At 42.8% G+C, this 14,323-nt stretch carries 16 protein-coding genes and 1 pseudogene; 11 read left to right on the top strand and 6 right to left on the bottom strand.

The window, feature by feature from the left end:
• Positions 1–31 precede the first annotated feature (31 nt).
• Positions 32–943, top strand: a complete 912-nt coding sequence (locus FTU40_RS12135) for a bestrophin family protein (protein WP_004281608.1) — start codon at positions 32–34, stop codon at positions 941–943.
• 74 nt (positions 944–1,017) lie between these two features.
• On the opposite strand, the gene FTU40_RS12130 is transcribed toward FTU40_RS12135, so the two are convergent.
• On the bottom strand, positions 1,018–1,872 hold the full coding sequence (locus tag FTU40_RS12130) for a PHP domain-containing protein (protein WP_180041010.1): 855 nt from the start codon (positions 1,870–1,872) through the stop codon (positions 1,018–1,020).
• Positions 1,873–1,916: 44 nt separating this feature from the next.
• On the opposite strand from FTU40_RS12130, the gene FTU40_RS12125 reads away from it, so the two are divergent.
• From FTU40_RS12125 to mnmC, 4 genes are read left to right on the top strand one after another with little or no spacing between them, the layout of a single operon-like run.
• Positions 1,917–2,528, top strand: a complete 612-nt coding sequence (locus FTU40_RS12125) for a septation protein IspZ (RefSeq protein ID WP_005168649.1) — start codon at positions 1,917–1,919, stop codon at positions 2,526–2,528.
• 28 nt (positions 2,529–2,556) lie between these two features.
• A complete protein-coding gene (locus FTU40_RS12120; protein ID WP_005098111.1) occupies positions 2,557–2,859 on the top strand; it encodes a YciI family protein in 303 nt (100 codons plus the stop codon).
• A gap of 5 nt (positions 2,860–2,864) precedes the next feature.
• Positions 2,865–3,371, top strand: a complete 507-nt coding sequence (locus tag FTU40_RS12115) for a hypothetical protein (protein WP_005168651.1) — start codon at positions 2,865–2,867, stop codon at positions 3,369–3,371.
• A 39-nt stretch (positions 3,372–3,410) separates the two neighbouring features.
• Positions 3,411–5,321 (top strand): FAD-dependent 5-carboxymethylaminomethyl-2-thiouridine(34) oxidoreductase MnmC, encoded by a 1,911-nt coding sequence (gene mnmC, locus FTU40_RS12110; protein WP_180041008.1) that lies wholly within the window; start codon positions 3,411–3,413, stop codon positions 5,319–5,321.
• Positions 5,322–5,482: 161 nt separating this feature from the next.
• Here the strand turns inward: mnmC and FTU40_RS12105 are convergent, their stop codons facing one another.
• Positions 5,483–5,797: a rhodanese-like domain-containing protein gene (locus FTU40_RS12105; protein WP_005098114.1), complete on the bottom strand. Its 315-nt coding sequence runs from the start codon at positions 5,795–5,797 to the stop codon at positions 5,483–5,485.
• Between the two features lie 91 nt (positions 5,798–5,888).
• Here FTU40_RS12105 and FTU40_RS12100 point away from each other — a divergent pair, with 91 nt between their 5' ends.
• Together FTU40_RS12100 and FTU40_RS12095 are read left to right on the top strand one after the other, a co-directional pair.
• Positions 5,889–6,377, top strand: coding sequence for a YajQ family cyclic di-GMP-binding protein (locus FTU40_RS12100; protein WP_005098115.1), 489 nt, complete (start codon positions 5,889–5,891; stop codon positions 6,375–6,377).
• 28 nt (positions 6,378–6,405) lie between these two features.
• Positions 6,406–6,909 (top strand): DUF4442 domain-containing protein, encoded by a 504-nt coding sequence (locus FTU40_RS12095; RefSeq protein WP_180041006.1) that lies wholly within the window; start codon positions 6,406–6,408, stop codon positions 6,907–6,909.
• Positions 6,910–6,970: 61 nt separating this feature from the next.
• Here the strand turns inward: FTU40_RS12095 and FTU40_RS12090 are convergent, their stop codons facing one another.
• The 3 genes from FTU40_RS12090 to FTU40_RS12080 are packed head-to-tail and all read right to left on the bottom strand — an operon-like array spanning position 6,971 to position 8,745.
• On the bottom strand, positions 6,971–7,411 hold the full coding sequence (locus FTU40_RS12090) for an acyl-CoA thioesterase (RefSeq protein WP_218944670.1): 441 nt from the start codon (positions 7,409–7,411) through the stop codon (positions 6,971–6,973).
• A 5-nt stretch (positions 7,412–7,416) separates the two neighbouring features.
• Positions 7,417–7,848 carry a thioredoxin TrxC gene (gene trxC, locus FTU40_RS12085; protein WP_180041004.1) on the bottom strand — a complete coding sequence of 144 codons (432 nt, stop codon included), beginning with the start codon at positions 7,846–7,848 and terminating at the stop codon, positions 7,417–7,419.
• Positions 7,849–8,745: an alpha/beta hydrolase gene (locus FTU40_RS12080; protein ID WP_005168660.1), complete on the bottom strand. Its 897-nt coding sequence runs from the start codon at positions 8,743–8,745 to the stop codon at positions 7,849–7,851.
• Between the two features lie 125 nt (positions 8,746–8,870).
• On the opposite strand from FTU40_RS12080, the gene FTU40_RS12075 reads away from it, so the two are divergent.
• From FTU40_RS12075 to FTU40_RS12060, 4 genes and pseudogenes are all read left to right on the top strand, one after another.
• Complete coding sequence (locus FTU40_RS12075) at positions 8,871–9,206, top strand: TIGR01244 family sulfur transferase (RefSeq protein WP_005098133.1); 336 nt, start codon at positions 8,871–8,873, stop codon at positions 9,204–9,206.
• Entirely contained in the window at positions 9,199–9,621 is a 423-nt protein-coding gene (locus FTU40_RS12070) for a beta-lactamase hydrolase domain-containing protein (RefSeq protein WP_100329847.1), read from the top strand. Before FTU40_RS12075 ends, FTU40_RS12070 begins: the two co-directional genes overlap by 8 nt.
• 200 nt (positions 9,622–9,821) lie before the next feature.
• A pseudogene (locus FTU40_RS12065) lies at positions 9,822–11,028 on the top strand (hypothetical protein).
• Positions 11,029–11,113: 85 nt separating this feature from the next.
• Entirely contained in the window at positions 11,114–12,493 is a 1,380-nt protein-coding gene (locus tag FTU40_RS12060; RefSeq protein ID WP_180001895.1) for a dihydrolipoyl dehydrogenase, read from the top strand.
• Here FTU40_RS12060 and FTU40_RS12055 read toward each other — a convergent pair.
• Positions 12,459–14,078, bottom strand: coding sequence for a Na/Pi symporter (locus FTU40_RS12055; protein ID WP_180041002.1), 1,620 nt, complete (start codon positions 14,076–14,078; stop codon positions 12,459–12,461). The genes FTU40_RS12060 and FTU40_RS12055 overlap by 35 nt on opposite strands.
• Between the last annotated feature and the right edge of the window lie 245 nt (positions 14,079–14,323).

Here is a 14,323-nt window from a genome sequence, read left to right as displayed (position 1 = left end):
ATCATGAAAAAAATTGTGATGATTCCAATAAATGATCGTACGTGACCAGCCGACTGTTTTTAAACTGCTGTTTTCCTGGCGGGGGACGATTTTACCTAAAGTTTTACCGCCTTTAGGCGTGGTGATGCTGATGTCAGCCATCATTGGTGGCTTGTCGCATATTGGTTATTTTCATTTTCCAGAATTACCCCTGGTTGGCTTTACCCTGATTGGAGTGGTGCTGTCGATCTTTCTCGGATTTAAGAACTCAGCCTGTTATGACCGCTGGTGGGAAGCGCGCAAACTTTGGGGCATTTTGATTGCCAATTCACGTCATTTTGACCGTGATTGCAGGATGCTGTCTCAAGGTCGCCGTGAACGTGTGATTCAGCACGTGATTGTCTTTGCCAATGTACTCCGTGACCGGCTACGCCATCAGACAGCCAATCCGACCGAACTGGTTGAAACCAGCGGCATGAGCCAGCAAGCTGTGACCCAGCTCTATCAACAGGCCAACGCGCCGCAATATACCTTAAGCCTGATTCAATGGGAGTTAATGCAGGCGCTCAAAGAAGGTGAAATCTCAGACATCATCTATATGCAGATGAATAATCACGTGGCGGAGTTGAGTATTGTCCAGACTGGTTGTGACCGGATTGCGACGACGCCTTTACCTTTTGCCTATTCAGTCTTGCTCAATCGTACCGTCTATTTTTTCTGTTTTATTTTGCCCTTTAGCCTGGGTTCAACATTGGGCTTATTTACGCCTTTACTGGTCGGTATTTTAGCTTATACCTTTTTAGGACTAGATGCCTTAAGCTCAGAAATTGAAGAACCTTTTGGCACGCAAAGTAATGATTTGCCACTCGATTCGATGGTACGTACCATTGAAATTGAACTCTTAGGCACATTAGGCAAACCAACCCCACCACCGATTCAGGCCAAAGATCATAACCTACTGTAATTTATTTTTCTCTTGCCCTTTTCTATCAGCAAAGGGCACTTCTGCTTTGCAAGAACAAAGTTCGAGTAAAGCACTCAATCAACAAAACTCTCCCAAATCCCGACTTGTCCCGGTTTTAGGCTCGGCACATTCCCGAGTCTGATCCATGGCATATGGTCGCCATGAAAGTCACTGCCAATCGAAACTTTCAGACGATGCTCCGCAATCATCCGATCGACCATCTGGCGAGTAGAACTTGGATCTACCGCTGGCGGCAGTTCAACGGCGTCGCCACCAAACTTGGCAAAGGTCTCGATCAGGTAACGAATGTTGGTCGCAGATAGGTCATATTTGGTCGGATGTGCCAGCACCGCAAAACCGCCACTTTCATGAATCACCTGAACCGTGTCTTCAAGACTCAAGCCATCAAATTTGACATAGGCTTTCTTGCCTTCCTTGATGTACTTATCAAAAGCCTGTTGCGGGCGAGTCACAATACCTTTTTCTACTAAGGTTTTGGCAATATGCGTCCGTGTTACCCGATCAGGGATATTATCGACTTTGACCAGTACATCGGCATAAATATCCTGACCAATTAAAGGAATCAGTAAGTCACAGATCTGTTTCGAGCGTTCCGCCCGGATTTTCTTCTGCTGATTGAGGGCTTTTTGTAAAGGCTCAGGATTTTGCATATTCAGTGCAACAATATGCACACCATAATTTTTCTTGGTGGTTGGACGTGACCACTGGCTGGAGATTTCCACCCCAGAAATGATCTTAATCTCATGATTTTTAGCGGCTTCTTGTGCCAGTTCCAGGCCATCCATAGTGTCGTGATCTGTCAATGCCAAAGTATGCACCGATTTCTCTACGGCAGCCTCGACCAATTGCTGTGGAGTTAAAGTTCCATCAGAAATATTGCTATGTGTATGTAAATCTACGCCGTGCATCTCTATACTATGACATTTATTTAATCAGATTTAGATACTCTAACATGAAAGCACTTTTAGACTTTGTGCCACTCATTATTTTCTTTTATTTATATAAAACTGTAGATCCAAAAGACACTGACCATCAACTTTTGCAATTGATCGGTTCTGCGGGGGGTGTCGACAATAATAATATTCTTGTGGCAACCACTGGTCTGATTATTGCTATGCTGGTGGTCTATGGTGCGTTATTTGTCATGCAAAAATTCCGCTTGGATAAGCAGCAATGGATTGTGCTGTTTATGACCGTGATTTTTGGTGGGATCACTCTGATGCTGAGCGACGATTTCTATATCCGTTTAAAGGCGGTATTGCTGAATCTGGTCTTTGCCGGCGTATTCCTGCTGTCGCCTTGGTTTAGTAAAGATAAAAAGCCACTGATTCAGCGTCTGTTTGGCCCGGTTTTCAACTTAAGTGAAAAAGGCTGGATCAAACTGAACTATGCCTGGGTCGCCATGTTTGCACTGATGTCATTTTTACATACCTTCTTTGCCTACTTGTGGCTGGATGGAAAATATTGGGGCGAATTTACGGCATTCGGTGACATGATCGTGATGTTTTCCTTTATCATTATCCAGTTTATTGTATTGCGTAAATACTTTAAGACTGCTGAATAAATCCAACTACAAACGATTGAGAATCATCATGCCGTTATTTGTCGTTAGCTGTACCGATCAGGAAGGTACAGTGGAGAAACGTCTTGCCATTCGTCCACAACATCTTGCCCGCTTGCAAAAGCTGAATGATGAAGGCCGTCTGATTGTTGCAGGCGCGATGCCGAAAGATCCGAGTAATCCACAAGCCGGCTTTTATGGCAGTACCATCATTGTCGATTTTGACAGCCGTGAAGACCTGGATACCTGGCTAGAAGATGAACCCTTCCTGAAAGAAGGTGTATATGCACAGATTGATGTGAAACCGTTTAACAAAGCATTCCCTCAAGGATAAGGTTTATGCGTGTTGTTCTTGCCAGTGTTATTGGCCTCTGTTGTACCTTTCATTCTGTATGGGCAGTAGAAGTTGCCACAGTTCAGACAACACCAAACAGTGTCGCCGCTGCTGCTGTACAAGCTGCGGTCGCAACCCCCACTGCTACGCCAAAACCTGCAATTATCCCTGTGGTTGCAACAGCATCTCAAGCCCTTCCGGCAACTGGAAATAAGCCACTGACTGCTGAAGAACTTGCCAGAAATAAAGCTCAGCAAGACGCCAAAGTAAAAGCTTTGGTGAAGGATCAGGCGACGCGTCTGCAACAGCTGGAAAAAGCCAATCTGGAAGCGTTAGCACAAAATCAGGAACTACAGCTCAGAAATGACAATCTTGGCGTGCAAGTACAGGTTTTACAAAGCGAACGCAGTGCGCAGATGTTCCTGTATGGTGCTGCCACTTTGGCCGTGGGCGTTTTGCTGGGCTTTCTGATTGCCAGTTACGTTTATACCAAGCGTCGCCGTCAATGGTAATCTATTCCCCTTTCGGACTTATTTAAGGTTGTAGTCGTTTTGTCGCATGCAATTCAAACCGCCGATCTCGATTGGCACTTGGTGGATGGCATTGAAGTGCCTGTCTCTAAACAGTTTGGTGATGTTTATTTTTCTAAAGACAATGGTTTGCTGGAAACCCGCCATGTTTTTTTAAATGGCAATGACCTGCCGACCCGCCTGACTGACTTAAAACCGTTTGAATATTTTTGTGTGGGCGAAACCGGCTTTGGCACAGGCCTGAATATTCTGGCGTTATGGCAGCTCTGGCAACAGACCCGTCCGGACAATCACAGTCATTTGCATGCGATTTCAGTGGAGAAATTTCCGCTCTCTAAACCCGATCTGATTCGCGCTTTAAATGTCTGGCCTGAACTCAAACCATTGGCAGATCACCTGATTTCCCAATATCCGATGCCAATTGCAGGCTGCCACCGTTTAAGCTTCCCGGAAGAACGTTTCTCAATCGACTTGTGGCTCGGAGATGCCCATGATGTATTTCCCATCATGGAAAAAACCGCACCTGTGAATGCATGGTTTCTGGATGGTTTTGCGCCGTCTTGTAATCCAGACATGTGGGAAGAAAATGTTTTAAATAATATTGTGCGTTTATCCGAGATCGGCACCACTTTCGCTTCTTTTAGTGTCGCAGGTGTCCTGAAACGTGGCCTAAAGAATCATGGGATTTCCATTTCACGTCCAAGAGGTTTTGGGCATAAACGTGAAATGCTCAAAGCCATCTGGAAGCTATCTGAACCAGCCAATTCGGGTGCAGATCAGGATATTACTCAAAAAAAAACAGCATTAAATCCTGAGCTTGAATTTAACGTACGCCAGATTGCGGTTATTGGCGCCGGAATCGCAGGTTTAAGTACTGCCTGGGCCTTTGCACAGCGTGGCCACCAAGTCACGATTTACGATCAATCAGCGCCACTTGCTGGTGGCTCTGGTAATCCGCTTGCGCTACTGAACCCAAAACTCTGCCCGATTGAGCAGAGTGCAGAACATTTAATGACCTTGGCTTGGCAACATGCCCTGACTCATTATGCAAAATTCAAAGCCTTTCGACCGATTCAGGTCAGTCAATTGGCACTCAAACATCCTGAAACTCTTTTAAGTCTGGCAAATGAATATCCAGCACATATTCTTTCAGTGCAAACGGCGGATGAGCAGAAACTGCATACTGAATATTCAAGTTTAAAACTTTTAGCAGCAGGAACTATTTCTCCGCATCAATTGCGTGATGAAATTTTACAGCATCCGAATATTAAATATATCCAAGCAAAAATCACCAAAATTGAGCAGCTATCTCAACCCGAACTTTTTGAAAATGAAAATTATTTGGGTCAGTTTGATCATGTGCTGGTTTGTAGCGCGCGCGAGACAGCACAATTCTTTGAGCATTATCCGGCACTCAAGCCAATTCGTGGACAAGTGAGCTGGCTAAACAATAGCGCTCAGCCTTTAAGCAAAGATACTGCTTATAACTACGGCGGTTATTGTATGCAACTGGATGATACACATTTAATTCTCGGTGCATCTTTCCATCCCGGTCGGGAGGATACAGAGGTGCTCCCAGAAGATCATGCACATAATCATGAGCTGCTCCAGAGCGTCTTTCCAGATTATGCCGCGTCATTAGCACCGATGGACACCTGGCAAGGCCGTGCAGCACTACGTGCCCAAAGTCAGGATTACTTTCCTTTACTCGGTAAAATGCAGCCTGAACAGGAAATTTATAGTTTTGCCGGTCTAGGCTCCAAAGGCTTTTTATTTGCACCCCTTTGTAGTGAAATTCTGGCCGCCCAGATTCTGGGTGAAGCCTGTCCTGTTCCAGCAAGTCTGGTTAAAAAACTCAGCGTGAGCCGCTTTCAAAAGAAAGTAAAAGCCAAGAAGCCTTATTTTAAGCCACAAATTGAATTACCCTTTTGAATGAATCCCTCTAAGTCCCCCTTTTTTAAAGGGGGACTTTTCTCTACTTTTATGAATAAATCGAATGCCTGTAGCTCCTCCCTTTAGAAAAGGGAGGTTGGGAGGGATTAAATTTCAGCCAATAAAAAAGCGCCTTGCGGCGCTTCTTTTTAACAGAATGCTTATGCACCCTGTTCAAGCGGTAAGCCTGCATCACGGGCGGCACGAGTACCCCCCATCAGAATGACATATTCACGTGAACTGTCAAAACCCTCTAGTTTTTCAGCAGCACGTGGAGCTTTACTACCCCCACCACACAAGATGTAAATGGGTTGATCCGCTGACACCTGAGTTAGGCTCTCTGCTGAAAGATCGTTAATGGGCTGATTCACCGCCCCTTTCACGTGTGCTTCAGCAAAAGCACTTGTATCGCGTACATCCCAGATAATTGCATTTTCTGGGAACTCAAATGTTGTAATTTCTTGTTTACGGATCATTGCGCACTCCTTTGATGTAAACAACACTTGGCAAATGAAGAAAACATCCCTAGCATCTCAGATATTCTTTCCATTTGTAAAGGTCTAAACCATGCCTTCTTTCGATATTGTTTCTGAATTAGAAATTTTTGAAGTAAATCATGCAGTTCAAAACACGCAAAAAGAAATTGCGACCCGCTTTGACTTCCGCGGTCAGGACGTTTCTATTGAACTGAATGAAAAAAACAAGGAAATCAAGATTTCGACTGAAAGTGATTTCCAGTGTGAACAAGTGTATAGCATGCTCGAAAGTCATTTCTTTAAACGCAAAGTTGATATTCAGGCACTCGATCCACAGAAAATGACGGCTTCTGGTAAAAACGTGATTCAGGTAATCAAACTCAAAGATGGTCTTGACTCTGATACCGCAAAAAAAATCAATAAAGCCATTAAAGAAAGCGGCATTAAAGCGCAATCTTCTATTCAGGGTGACAAGATTCGTGTAACGGACAAGAAGCGCGACACTTTGCAACAAGTGATGACCTTCTTAAAAGAACAGCAATTTGGTCTGCCTTTACAGTTCAATAACTTTAAAGATTAAGACCGCACAGTGTCTTAAAGAAGGAATTATGACGCATCGCAATCGACTGACCAAACTGGTAAAAGCTACTTCCAGACTACCTCAAGCTATTCGTAATACTTTATTGAGTAAAACCTTTGGCCGGATTATTCCCATGGTAGGTTCTGCCAAGATTCGCTATGTAGAACTCAGTGGGGAAAAAGTGGTGGTCACAATCGCCAACCATAAAGCCATGCAAAACCATATTGGTCAGGTACATGCCTGCGCCATGGCCTTAGTGGCAGAAACTGCGACCGGCTTTGTGACGGCAATGAATGTGCCGGATACCGCGATTGTATTAATCAAAAGTTTGAAGATTGATTTTAAACGTCCGACCAAAGGCGCCATGACTGCAGTCGCTACCTTGACGCCGGAGCAACAAGCACTCATGCAAAGCTCCGATAAAGGCGAAACATTGGTTCAGGTCACGGTCACGGATGAATCCGGTGAAACGCCGATTCAATGTGAAATGCTCTGGGCCTGGATTGCCAAAGATCAGCTCAAGCAATCATAATTCTTTCTAAGCAAGAAAAATCCCAGAGATCATCTCTGGGATTTTTTTATATCTCATTCAATCATTGGGCTGCTTGAGACTCTAAAAACTTCTGTTTGGCTTCCTCTGGAATCAGACGCTTATTGCCTTTTACATCGACCGCGACAAAAGTAAATACTCCTTCTGTGACACGAATCGGCGCACGTGAATCATCATGACTGTCCCAGACTTCAATTTCCATCTGAATAGAGGTCTTGCCAACTTTTAAAATCTGGGTATAACAGCTAATGACATCCCCGACTTTCACTGGCACCAGAAAGGTCATCTGGTTAATCGAAATCGTGGCACAACGTCCCTTTGAAAATCGTTCTGCGTGAATCGCGCCTGCCAAGTCCATTTGTGAAACGATCCAGCCACCAAACACATCACCACTCCAGTTGGTATCTGCAGGCATTGCGATCGTTTGTAGGGAAAGAATCCCCTCTGGTTTTACTTGAGAATCTGACACATTCACTCCAGGCATTTGAATTAGGGTTGGGTATTTAACTGCTGATCAAGCCATTTTTGTAGTTCGCTTGATCGTAATGCACCGCTTATTCTAGCAATTTCGTTGCTTTTATTCATCAACACCAGCGTCGGAATACTGCGAACATTAAATGCTGAACTTAAGCGCGGATTCGCTTCGGTATCAATTTTTGCAAAAACCACGTTTGGATATTGCTGCGCGACAGTCGAAAAATGCGGTGCCATCATTTTACAGGGGCCACACCATTCTGCCCAGAGATCAATCAGGATTGGTAAATCACTATGGGTGACAAACTGGCTGAAATTCTGCTCATTTAATTCAATTGGCGCCAATGGAATCAGGGCCTGATGACATTGACCACAGGCAGGGTTGGCGGTGAGTTTATCTTCAGGAACACGATTTTTGGCCTGACATTCTGGGCATACAATAATCATCTAGCGTACTCCAATATGTTGATGTAGGAATTCTAATTGGGTTGAAACGGCTTTTTCAAACCATTCACCATGATAAATATCAAAATGCCGGATATTCCACTCCTGATATTGTACAAACGGTGCAAGATTGGTCACGGTTTCGCGACTGGATTCAATCGGAATTAAACTATCCAGTTTTGCTGCAATAAACAGCACAGGAATGGTGATTTTTCTAACTTGCTGAATCGGGCGATAACGCATTAAATTAAAAAAGACCCGCGCAGGAATTTGACCACTCCAATAATAATCCGGATTCACAATCGACAGATAACCCTCGTAGCTGTCCTGTGTCGGCATAAAACACAGCTCGTAAGGATCGACCACCGGCAAGGTTTTGGGCTGCATACCGACCTTGCTTCCCATATAGTCCTGACTAGAAACCTTAAGTGCCTTGGGGAGTTGCTGCAAAGGATAAAGCCTGGCACTTTCAGCCCCATCGACAAAAGGCACCTGTACCATTGCGGCCTGAATATTTTTCAGTTCTGCTGCCAGGGTGAGTACATGCCCTCCACTTAGCGCAGTTCCCCAGAGCACGATCCGTTGACTGTCAATCGACTTACGTGCCTGAATATGCTTGATCATGGTTCGCCAGTCATCCAGCTGGGCAGAAATCGAGACCAGCTCACGCGGTCGCCCGGTGCTCCCCCCCCAATAGCGATAATCGAATAACACCACCGCATAGCCGGCACTGGCAAAATGCTGGGCATAGTGCACCAGTTTAAATTGACGTAAGGCCGCCAGACCATGGGCCATCAAGATCACGGCCGGTTTTTCTATATTTTTAGGCCGATAAAAATCTGCAGCAATCACATCCTGACCGCTTTTTACATACAGTGGCTCAACTGTATAAGCCTGCATACGCGCTCCATTGCGTTATCTTATGGTGATCATCATTTATAAAAATTTCACAACAGCTTCAGCATGTTTTCCGCTTAATGCTATCATAAAGCATATCGATATAAATGAAATGATGGAGTGGCGTCATGAGCGAAAATGTAGGCTTTGCTGGTCAAATTGGTCCGGAACACGTGACTCAGGTGGTCGAGAAAGGTTTTAAATCTATTATCAATAACCGCCCGGATATGGAAGGTGGTTCTGAGCAGCCGACCAGTGCACAAATTGAAGAAGCTGCACGCAGTGCCGGTCTGGATTATGTCTTTCAGCCTGTCGTCGCTGGTCAGATTACTGAGCTCGATGTACGTACTTTTGCCAATCATTATAATGAATTACCGAAACCTATTCTGATGTTCTGCCGTACTGGAAATCGCTCAAATAATTTATATCAACTGGCAAAACAGATGGACCTGCTGGATGACTAAGTCTTTTTGGAAAATTGTAGTACTGGCAAGCTGTTTAAGTGTCAGCTCACTTGGTTTTGCCGCAAATGATCTCAGCCGTGCAATGACCTCTTCGCTGAGTGTGTCAGGTGAAATGACATTAAGCAAGTTTCAGCAATTGATTCAGCAAGGTTTCAAATCTGTGATTGTAAACCGGCCGGATCAGGAAACTGGCAATAATGTCACGGTGAGTCAATTACGCTCCATTGCGGAGAAATCTCAAGTGAGTGTGATTTATCAGCCTGTGGTGAGTGGTCAGCTTTCTCAGGCCAATATTGAGGAATTTGCTCGATATTATAATGAGCTACCTAAACCTATTTTGATGGTTTGCCGGAGTGGTACACGTTCAGCGACCTTGTTTAACCAGGCTAAATCTCAAGGATTGATTCATGAATAAAATCTTAGTGGTGTTATGTCTGAGCTTGACCTTTATCGGCTGTAGTTCAATGAACTTGAAGCCAACTGTAGGCGTAAGTGTGGGAACTACTCTATAAGGTTCTGAGCAAATGAGAATGGCGCTCTTTGCGCCATTTTTTTTATATGATAATCTTCAAATAGTAAAACTATATTCTTTATATAATTATTTTGGGGTAAAACATGAAGTTTAATAAAAGTGTGCTTGTTATCACTTTAGCAGGTTTTTTTAGCTGCATGTGGGGGCGGTGGTTACTATGATAATACCTCTACAAATGGAGAAAATACTATTGATCCATCAGAAACGCCGTCAACAGCAGATCAACAAAAAGTTTTTAATGCTTTAAAAGTGGAAGCAGCTTCTTTATTTGGTCAAGCTAATTCTGAAAAAAAGGGCTATATTGATCACGCCTTAGATACCTATGCTGAAAGTGTATTAAAAATTTCACAAGATATTCGCAATGTGAATATTACTGCCTTTAAAAATACGCATCGTTTAGAGAAATGTTTTGCAAACAGCACAACTGATTTCCGCGCATGCTATGTATTCAAAGGAAATGAAATTAGAAATTTACTTGGCAGTAAATACGATGGGTGGGACTTTGAAATTGATAAAGGAATCAATGCAGCAGGCGTTGCCTATGATGATTTGACCAATATTCGTCTAAAGTCAGATGATATTCTACCAGATTTAAATAGCTACTATGGTGAAACCTATTTATTTGTGTTTGAAAATGAAAATCCTCTAAAAAACTTACAAGATATTACGATTGCTGGTGCATTTTCATATCCATTTAAACAAACACAAGGTCTTCAAAAACGCTTTATTCTCATTAACCAAGAAACAAGTGATTTCAAAATTGATGTAACAAAAAGAATTCCAACTGAAGTGACGAATGAAGAAGGCGAGCCTGAAATTGTTTGGGAAGATCAAGTGACCACAATGGGTGCCTTAAGTATTTATAAAGTCCCTAAAACTGCTGATCAAAGTGAATACTATGTGACGGAAGCAGGTTCGGGCTTTAATACACTGATTAATGACAATACCAATGTCGCGTATGCTGAGCCTGTAAATTTCAAAATTGAATCTACACATGGTGATAAACCTAGTACATACAAAATCTTAAATAATATTGAAACACTTAACTTACCAAGTGTTTCAATTGCGGGTACACGTGTTGAGCATGAAGCACCTACACTGAATGCGAAAGAATTTGTTGGGAGTATTTATTTACAAGGTCCAAATATTTTGAACTTTAAAGCATCAACACTTAATTCAGTATTGACGTTTAATCATCTTATTAACGAAGTTCAATATCAAGGAACATCAACCAATACTACAGGTGGTGTAACAACCAATATTACTTCTCCAAAAAATGTAAAATATTAATGTAAAGATTTAATAAAAGCCCTCTTTTATAGAGGGTTTTTTTGTATATTGGAATTAAGAATACAAATTTTGAAAAAGTCTAGATATGTACGACCTCATCATCATTGGCGCAGGCACAGCCGGAATCAGTGCATATAATGAAGCCATCAAATACAACCAGAATATTTTAATTATCAATGATGGCCCATGGGATACCACCTGTGCCCGTGTCGGCTGTATGCCGAGTAAGCTGCTGATCTCATCTGCAAATCGGATGCATGACATTCAGTCTGCAGAAGCTCTCGCTTTACAACATGATGCCGCGGTGGATACTTCAAGAGTCATGCAACGCTTGCATAGCTTAAGAGAACGTTTTATTCGTGCAACCTTGAAAGGCGTAGATCAATGGGAAGCTTCACATAAAATTTCCGGTCAAGCCAAGTTTATTGATACACATACTGTTGAAGTCAATGGACAAACCTATCAGGCTAAAAGCTTTATTGTTTCAGTGGGTTCACGGCCTAATATTGATAAAGTATTAAAGCAAGAATTAGGCGACAGATATCTGACTTCTGATGAAATATTTGAACTTTCCCAATTACCCAAGTCCTTAGCAGTAATCGGAAGTGGTGTAATTGCCATTGAGCTGGCCCAAGCCATGCAACGGCTTGGCGTATCCACCACCATGTTTGCTCGTAGCCAGAAAGTAGGCTCGTTAAGCAGCCCTACTTTGCAGTCACTCGCGCAAAAAGAGCTCAGTCAAGAGATCAATATCAAGTTTAAAGTCTTGCCAGATCAAGTCAAAAAACTAGCCGATCAGATCAAGATTAATTTTACTGAGAATGATCAAGTGCAAAGTATTGAAGTTGACTATATCTTGGGTGCTACAGGACGTCAGACGAACCTAGATCGTTTAGGCTTAGACCAATTAAACCCTGCTTTTACAGATATCAAAAAACTGCCTATCAATAAAAAAACCAAACAACTCGCAGATCTGCCAATATTTATAGTCGGTGATGCCGCACCTGATGCCCCCATTCAACATGAAGCTGCACATGCCGGCAAAGAAGTGGTGCATAACTGTTTAAATTATCCAGAAGTTAAACCGATTCCAGCACTCACTGTATTGGCAATCGTATTTTCTCATCCGGAAATGGCGATTGTGGGACAAAGTTTTAAGCAGCTAGAACAGCAAGAGATTGAGTTTATCCGAGGATTTGCCTCCTATGAAAATCAGGGACGGGCGCTGGTACTGGCAGAAAATAAAGGCGGTATCGAAGTTTATATTGATAAAAAATCAGGCAAATTATTAGGCGCAGAACTGTTCTGTTCACAAGCCGAACATCTTGCCCATCTTCTGGCCTGGACCATTGATGCAGATCAGGATATCCACCAAATTCTGGCGAAACCTTTTTACCATCCAACGCTGGAAGAAGGTCTCAGATCGGCACTCAAACATGCTCGTCGTCAATTTGATGCATTGTAAGTGCTTGCTGACGTTCATTGAGCACATTAATCAGACGATGACTGTGGGCAACTAAACGATCTAACCAACGCTGAGCAGCCAGTAACTCCAAAGTTTTGGCTGCATTCAACTGATAGGTTGAAGCATAAATATTAATTTTTTCACGTAATTCACTACGATGCTGTTTACTCCACTGTTTTAGATGTCCCATTTCAATATACAGTTGGCTCAAATCTTCAGATGAGCGAGTATCTAGCATGCTATTTCCAGCATTTTCCAGAATCTGGATAAAATCCAAGGCAAGTTGATGAATCGCGGGTTGGGTACGAATACTCACAACATGCTTTAGATTTTCCAAATCACTACGCAACACTTTCAGATAAACCATCATCCTTAATAAGCTAAACAGCCGACTTTGATCAGTGCTATTTTCAGGCACAACAATTTTTTCTAAATAATCCTGTAATTTGTAAATTAATTCATCTTGCTGTTTTAATTCATTGGCCGAAACCAATTCTGCTGACTTGATGGCTTTTAGAATCCAGGAATATTGGGTCAATATGGTTTTAAAGATCACTTGTTCTGCCGTATTAATTGCGACCGCAGGTACTGCCAAACTGGCTTCATCCAAGGCCTGTAATAATGAATCTTCATGTGCCGGAATATATTTCACCAACAGCTGTTCAAAGGGGCGAATCAATGGCATAAAAAATAAGGCACCAAATACACTGAAGGCTGTATGAAAGGCTGCCACAATGACCACATGATCCCAACCAGATAAAAAATACTGTGGTTGATACAGCCATAAAAACAAAGGAACCAAAATACAAAATGCAAAAATTGCACTCACGACATTAAAACAGACATGCACAGCAGCAGTTCGTTTTGCATTGGCATTTGCACCGATGGCTGCCAGTACTGCAGTTGCAACGGTTCCAATATTCTGACCAATGACGAGCACAAGCGCTTGATCGAGCTGAATCGCCTGACTTGCTAATGCAGCAAGTGTCGCTGTAATGGCGGCACTAGAGGACTGCAAAACCACAGTCATGACCAAACCGAAAAGCACCAATAACAGTTTGGCAGCAAAACTTTCGGTCGAGAAAATTGAAAGATCGAGATGTTCTGCGACACCTGACATTGCTACTTGAAGCAAATCAATTCCAAAGAAAATCAGGCCGAATCCCGCAAGCGCCAAGCCGGTAAGCGCTGTACGTCCATGTGCTAATATTTTAAGTAAAGCGCCTATGGCAATAAGAGGCAAAGCCACTTGTCCAATAGAAAACTTTAAACCTAAAAAAGCCACAATCCAGCCAGTACTGGTTGTACCGATATTGGCGCCAATAATTACACCAATGGCTTGCGAAAAAGAGAGTACGCCTGCACTGACAAAGCCAATGGTTGCTAGCGTCGTGGCTGTGGAGGATTGCACAATCAAGGTCAAGGCAACACCTGAAGTCATTGCTTTAAAAGGAGAACCAGTAAACCGACCTAACCATTGTCTTAATGTTTCACCTGCAATATCTTTAAGGCTCTCGGTCATTAAAGTCATGCCAAGCAAAAATAAACCGATTCCACCACAGAGCTGTGTAAATACCTCAAACACGCAGATTCCTAGGCTTTAAATTTTAATGATTAAAACATAATCAGGCTGATTTAAAAACAGCAAATAACCTTGAGTAAATTCAGAATATTATTTTTACTTTTTAATTTTGCTATAAATTCCGCGCACAAAAAAACACCCCCAACTGTTAAGTTGGGGGTGTTTCGAATAATGAGCTGGCGATGACTTACTCTCACATGGGTAACCCCACACTACCATCAGCGCAAAGAGGTTTCACTTCTGAGTTC

Origin of the sequence: Acinetobacter sp. YH12100 (genome assembly GCF_013419135.1) — a bacterium.
In the GTDB taxonomy this organism is placed as follows: Bacteria; Pseudomonadota; Gammaproteobacteria; order Pseudomonadales; family Moraxellaceae; genus Acinetobacter; species Acinetobacter pseudolwoffii.
Note: the sequence above shows the minus strand (reverse complement) of the source record. Positions and strands in the feature narration are given on the sequence as shown.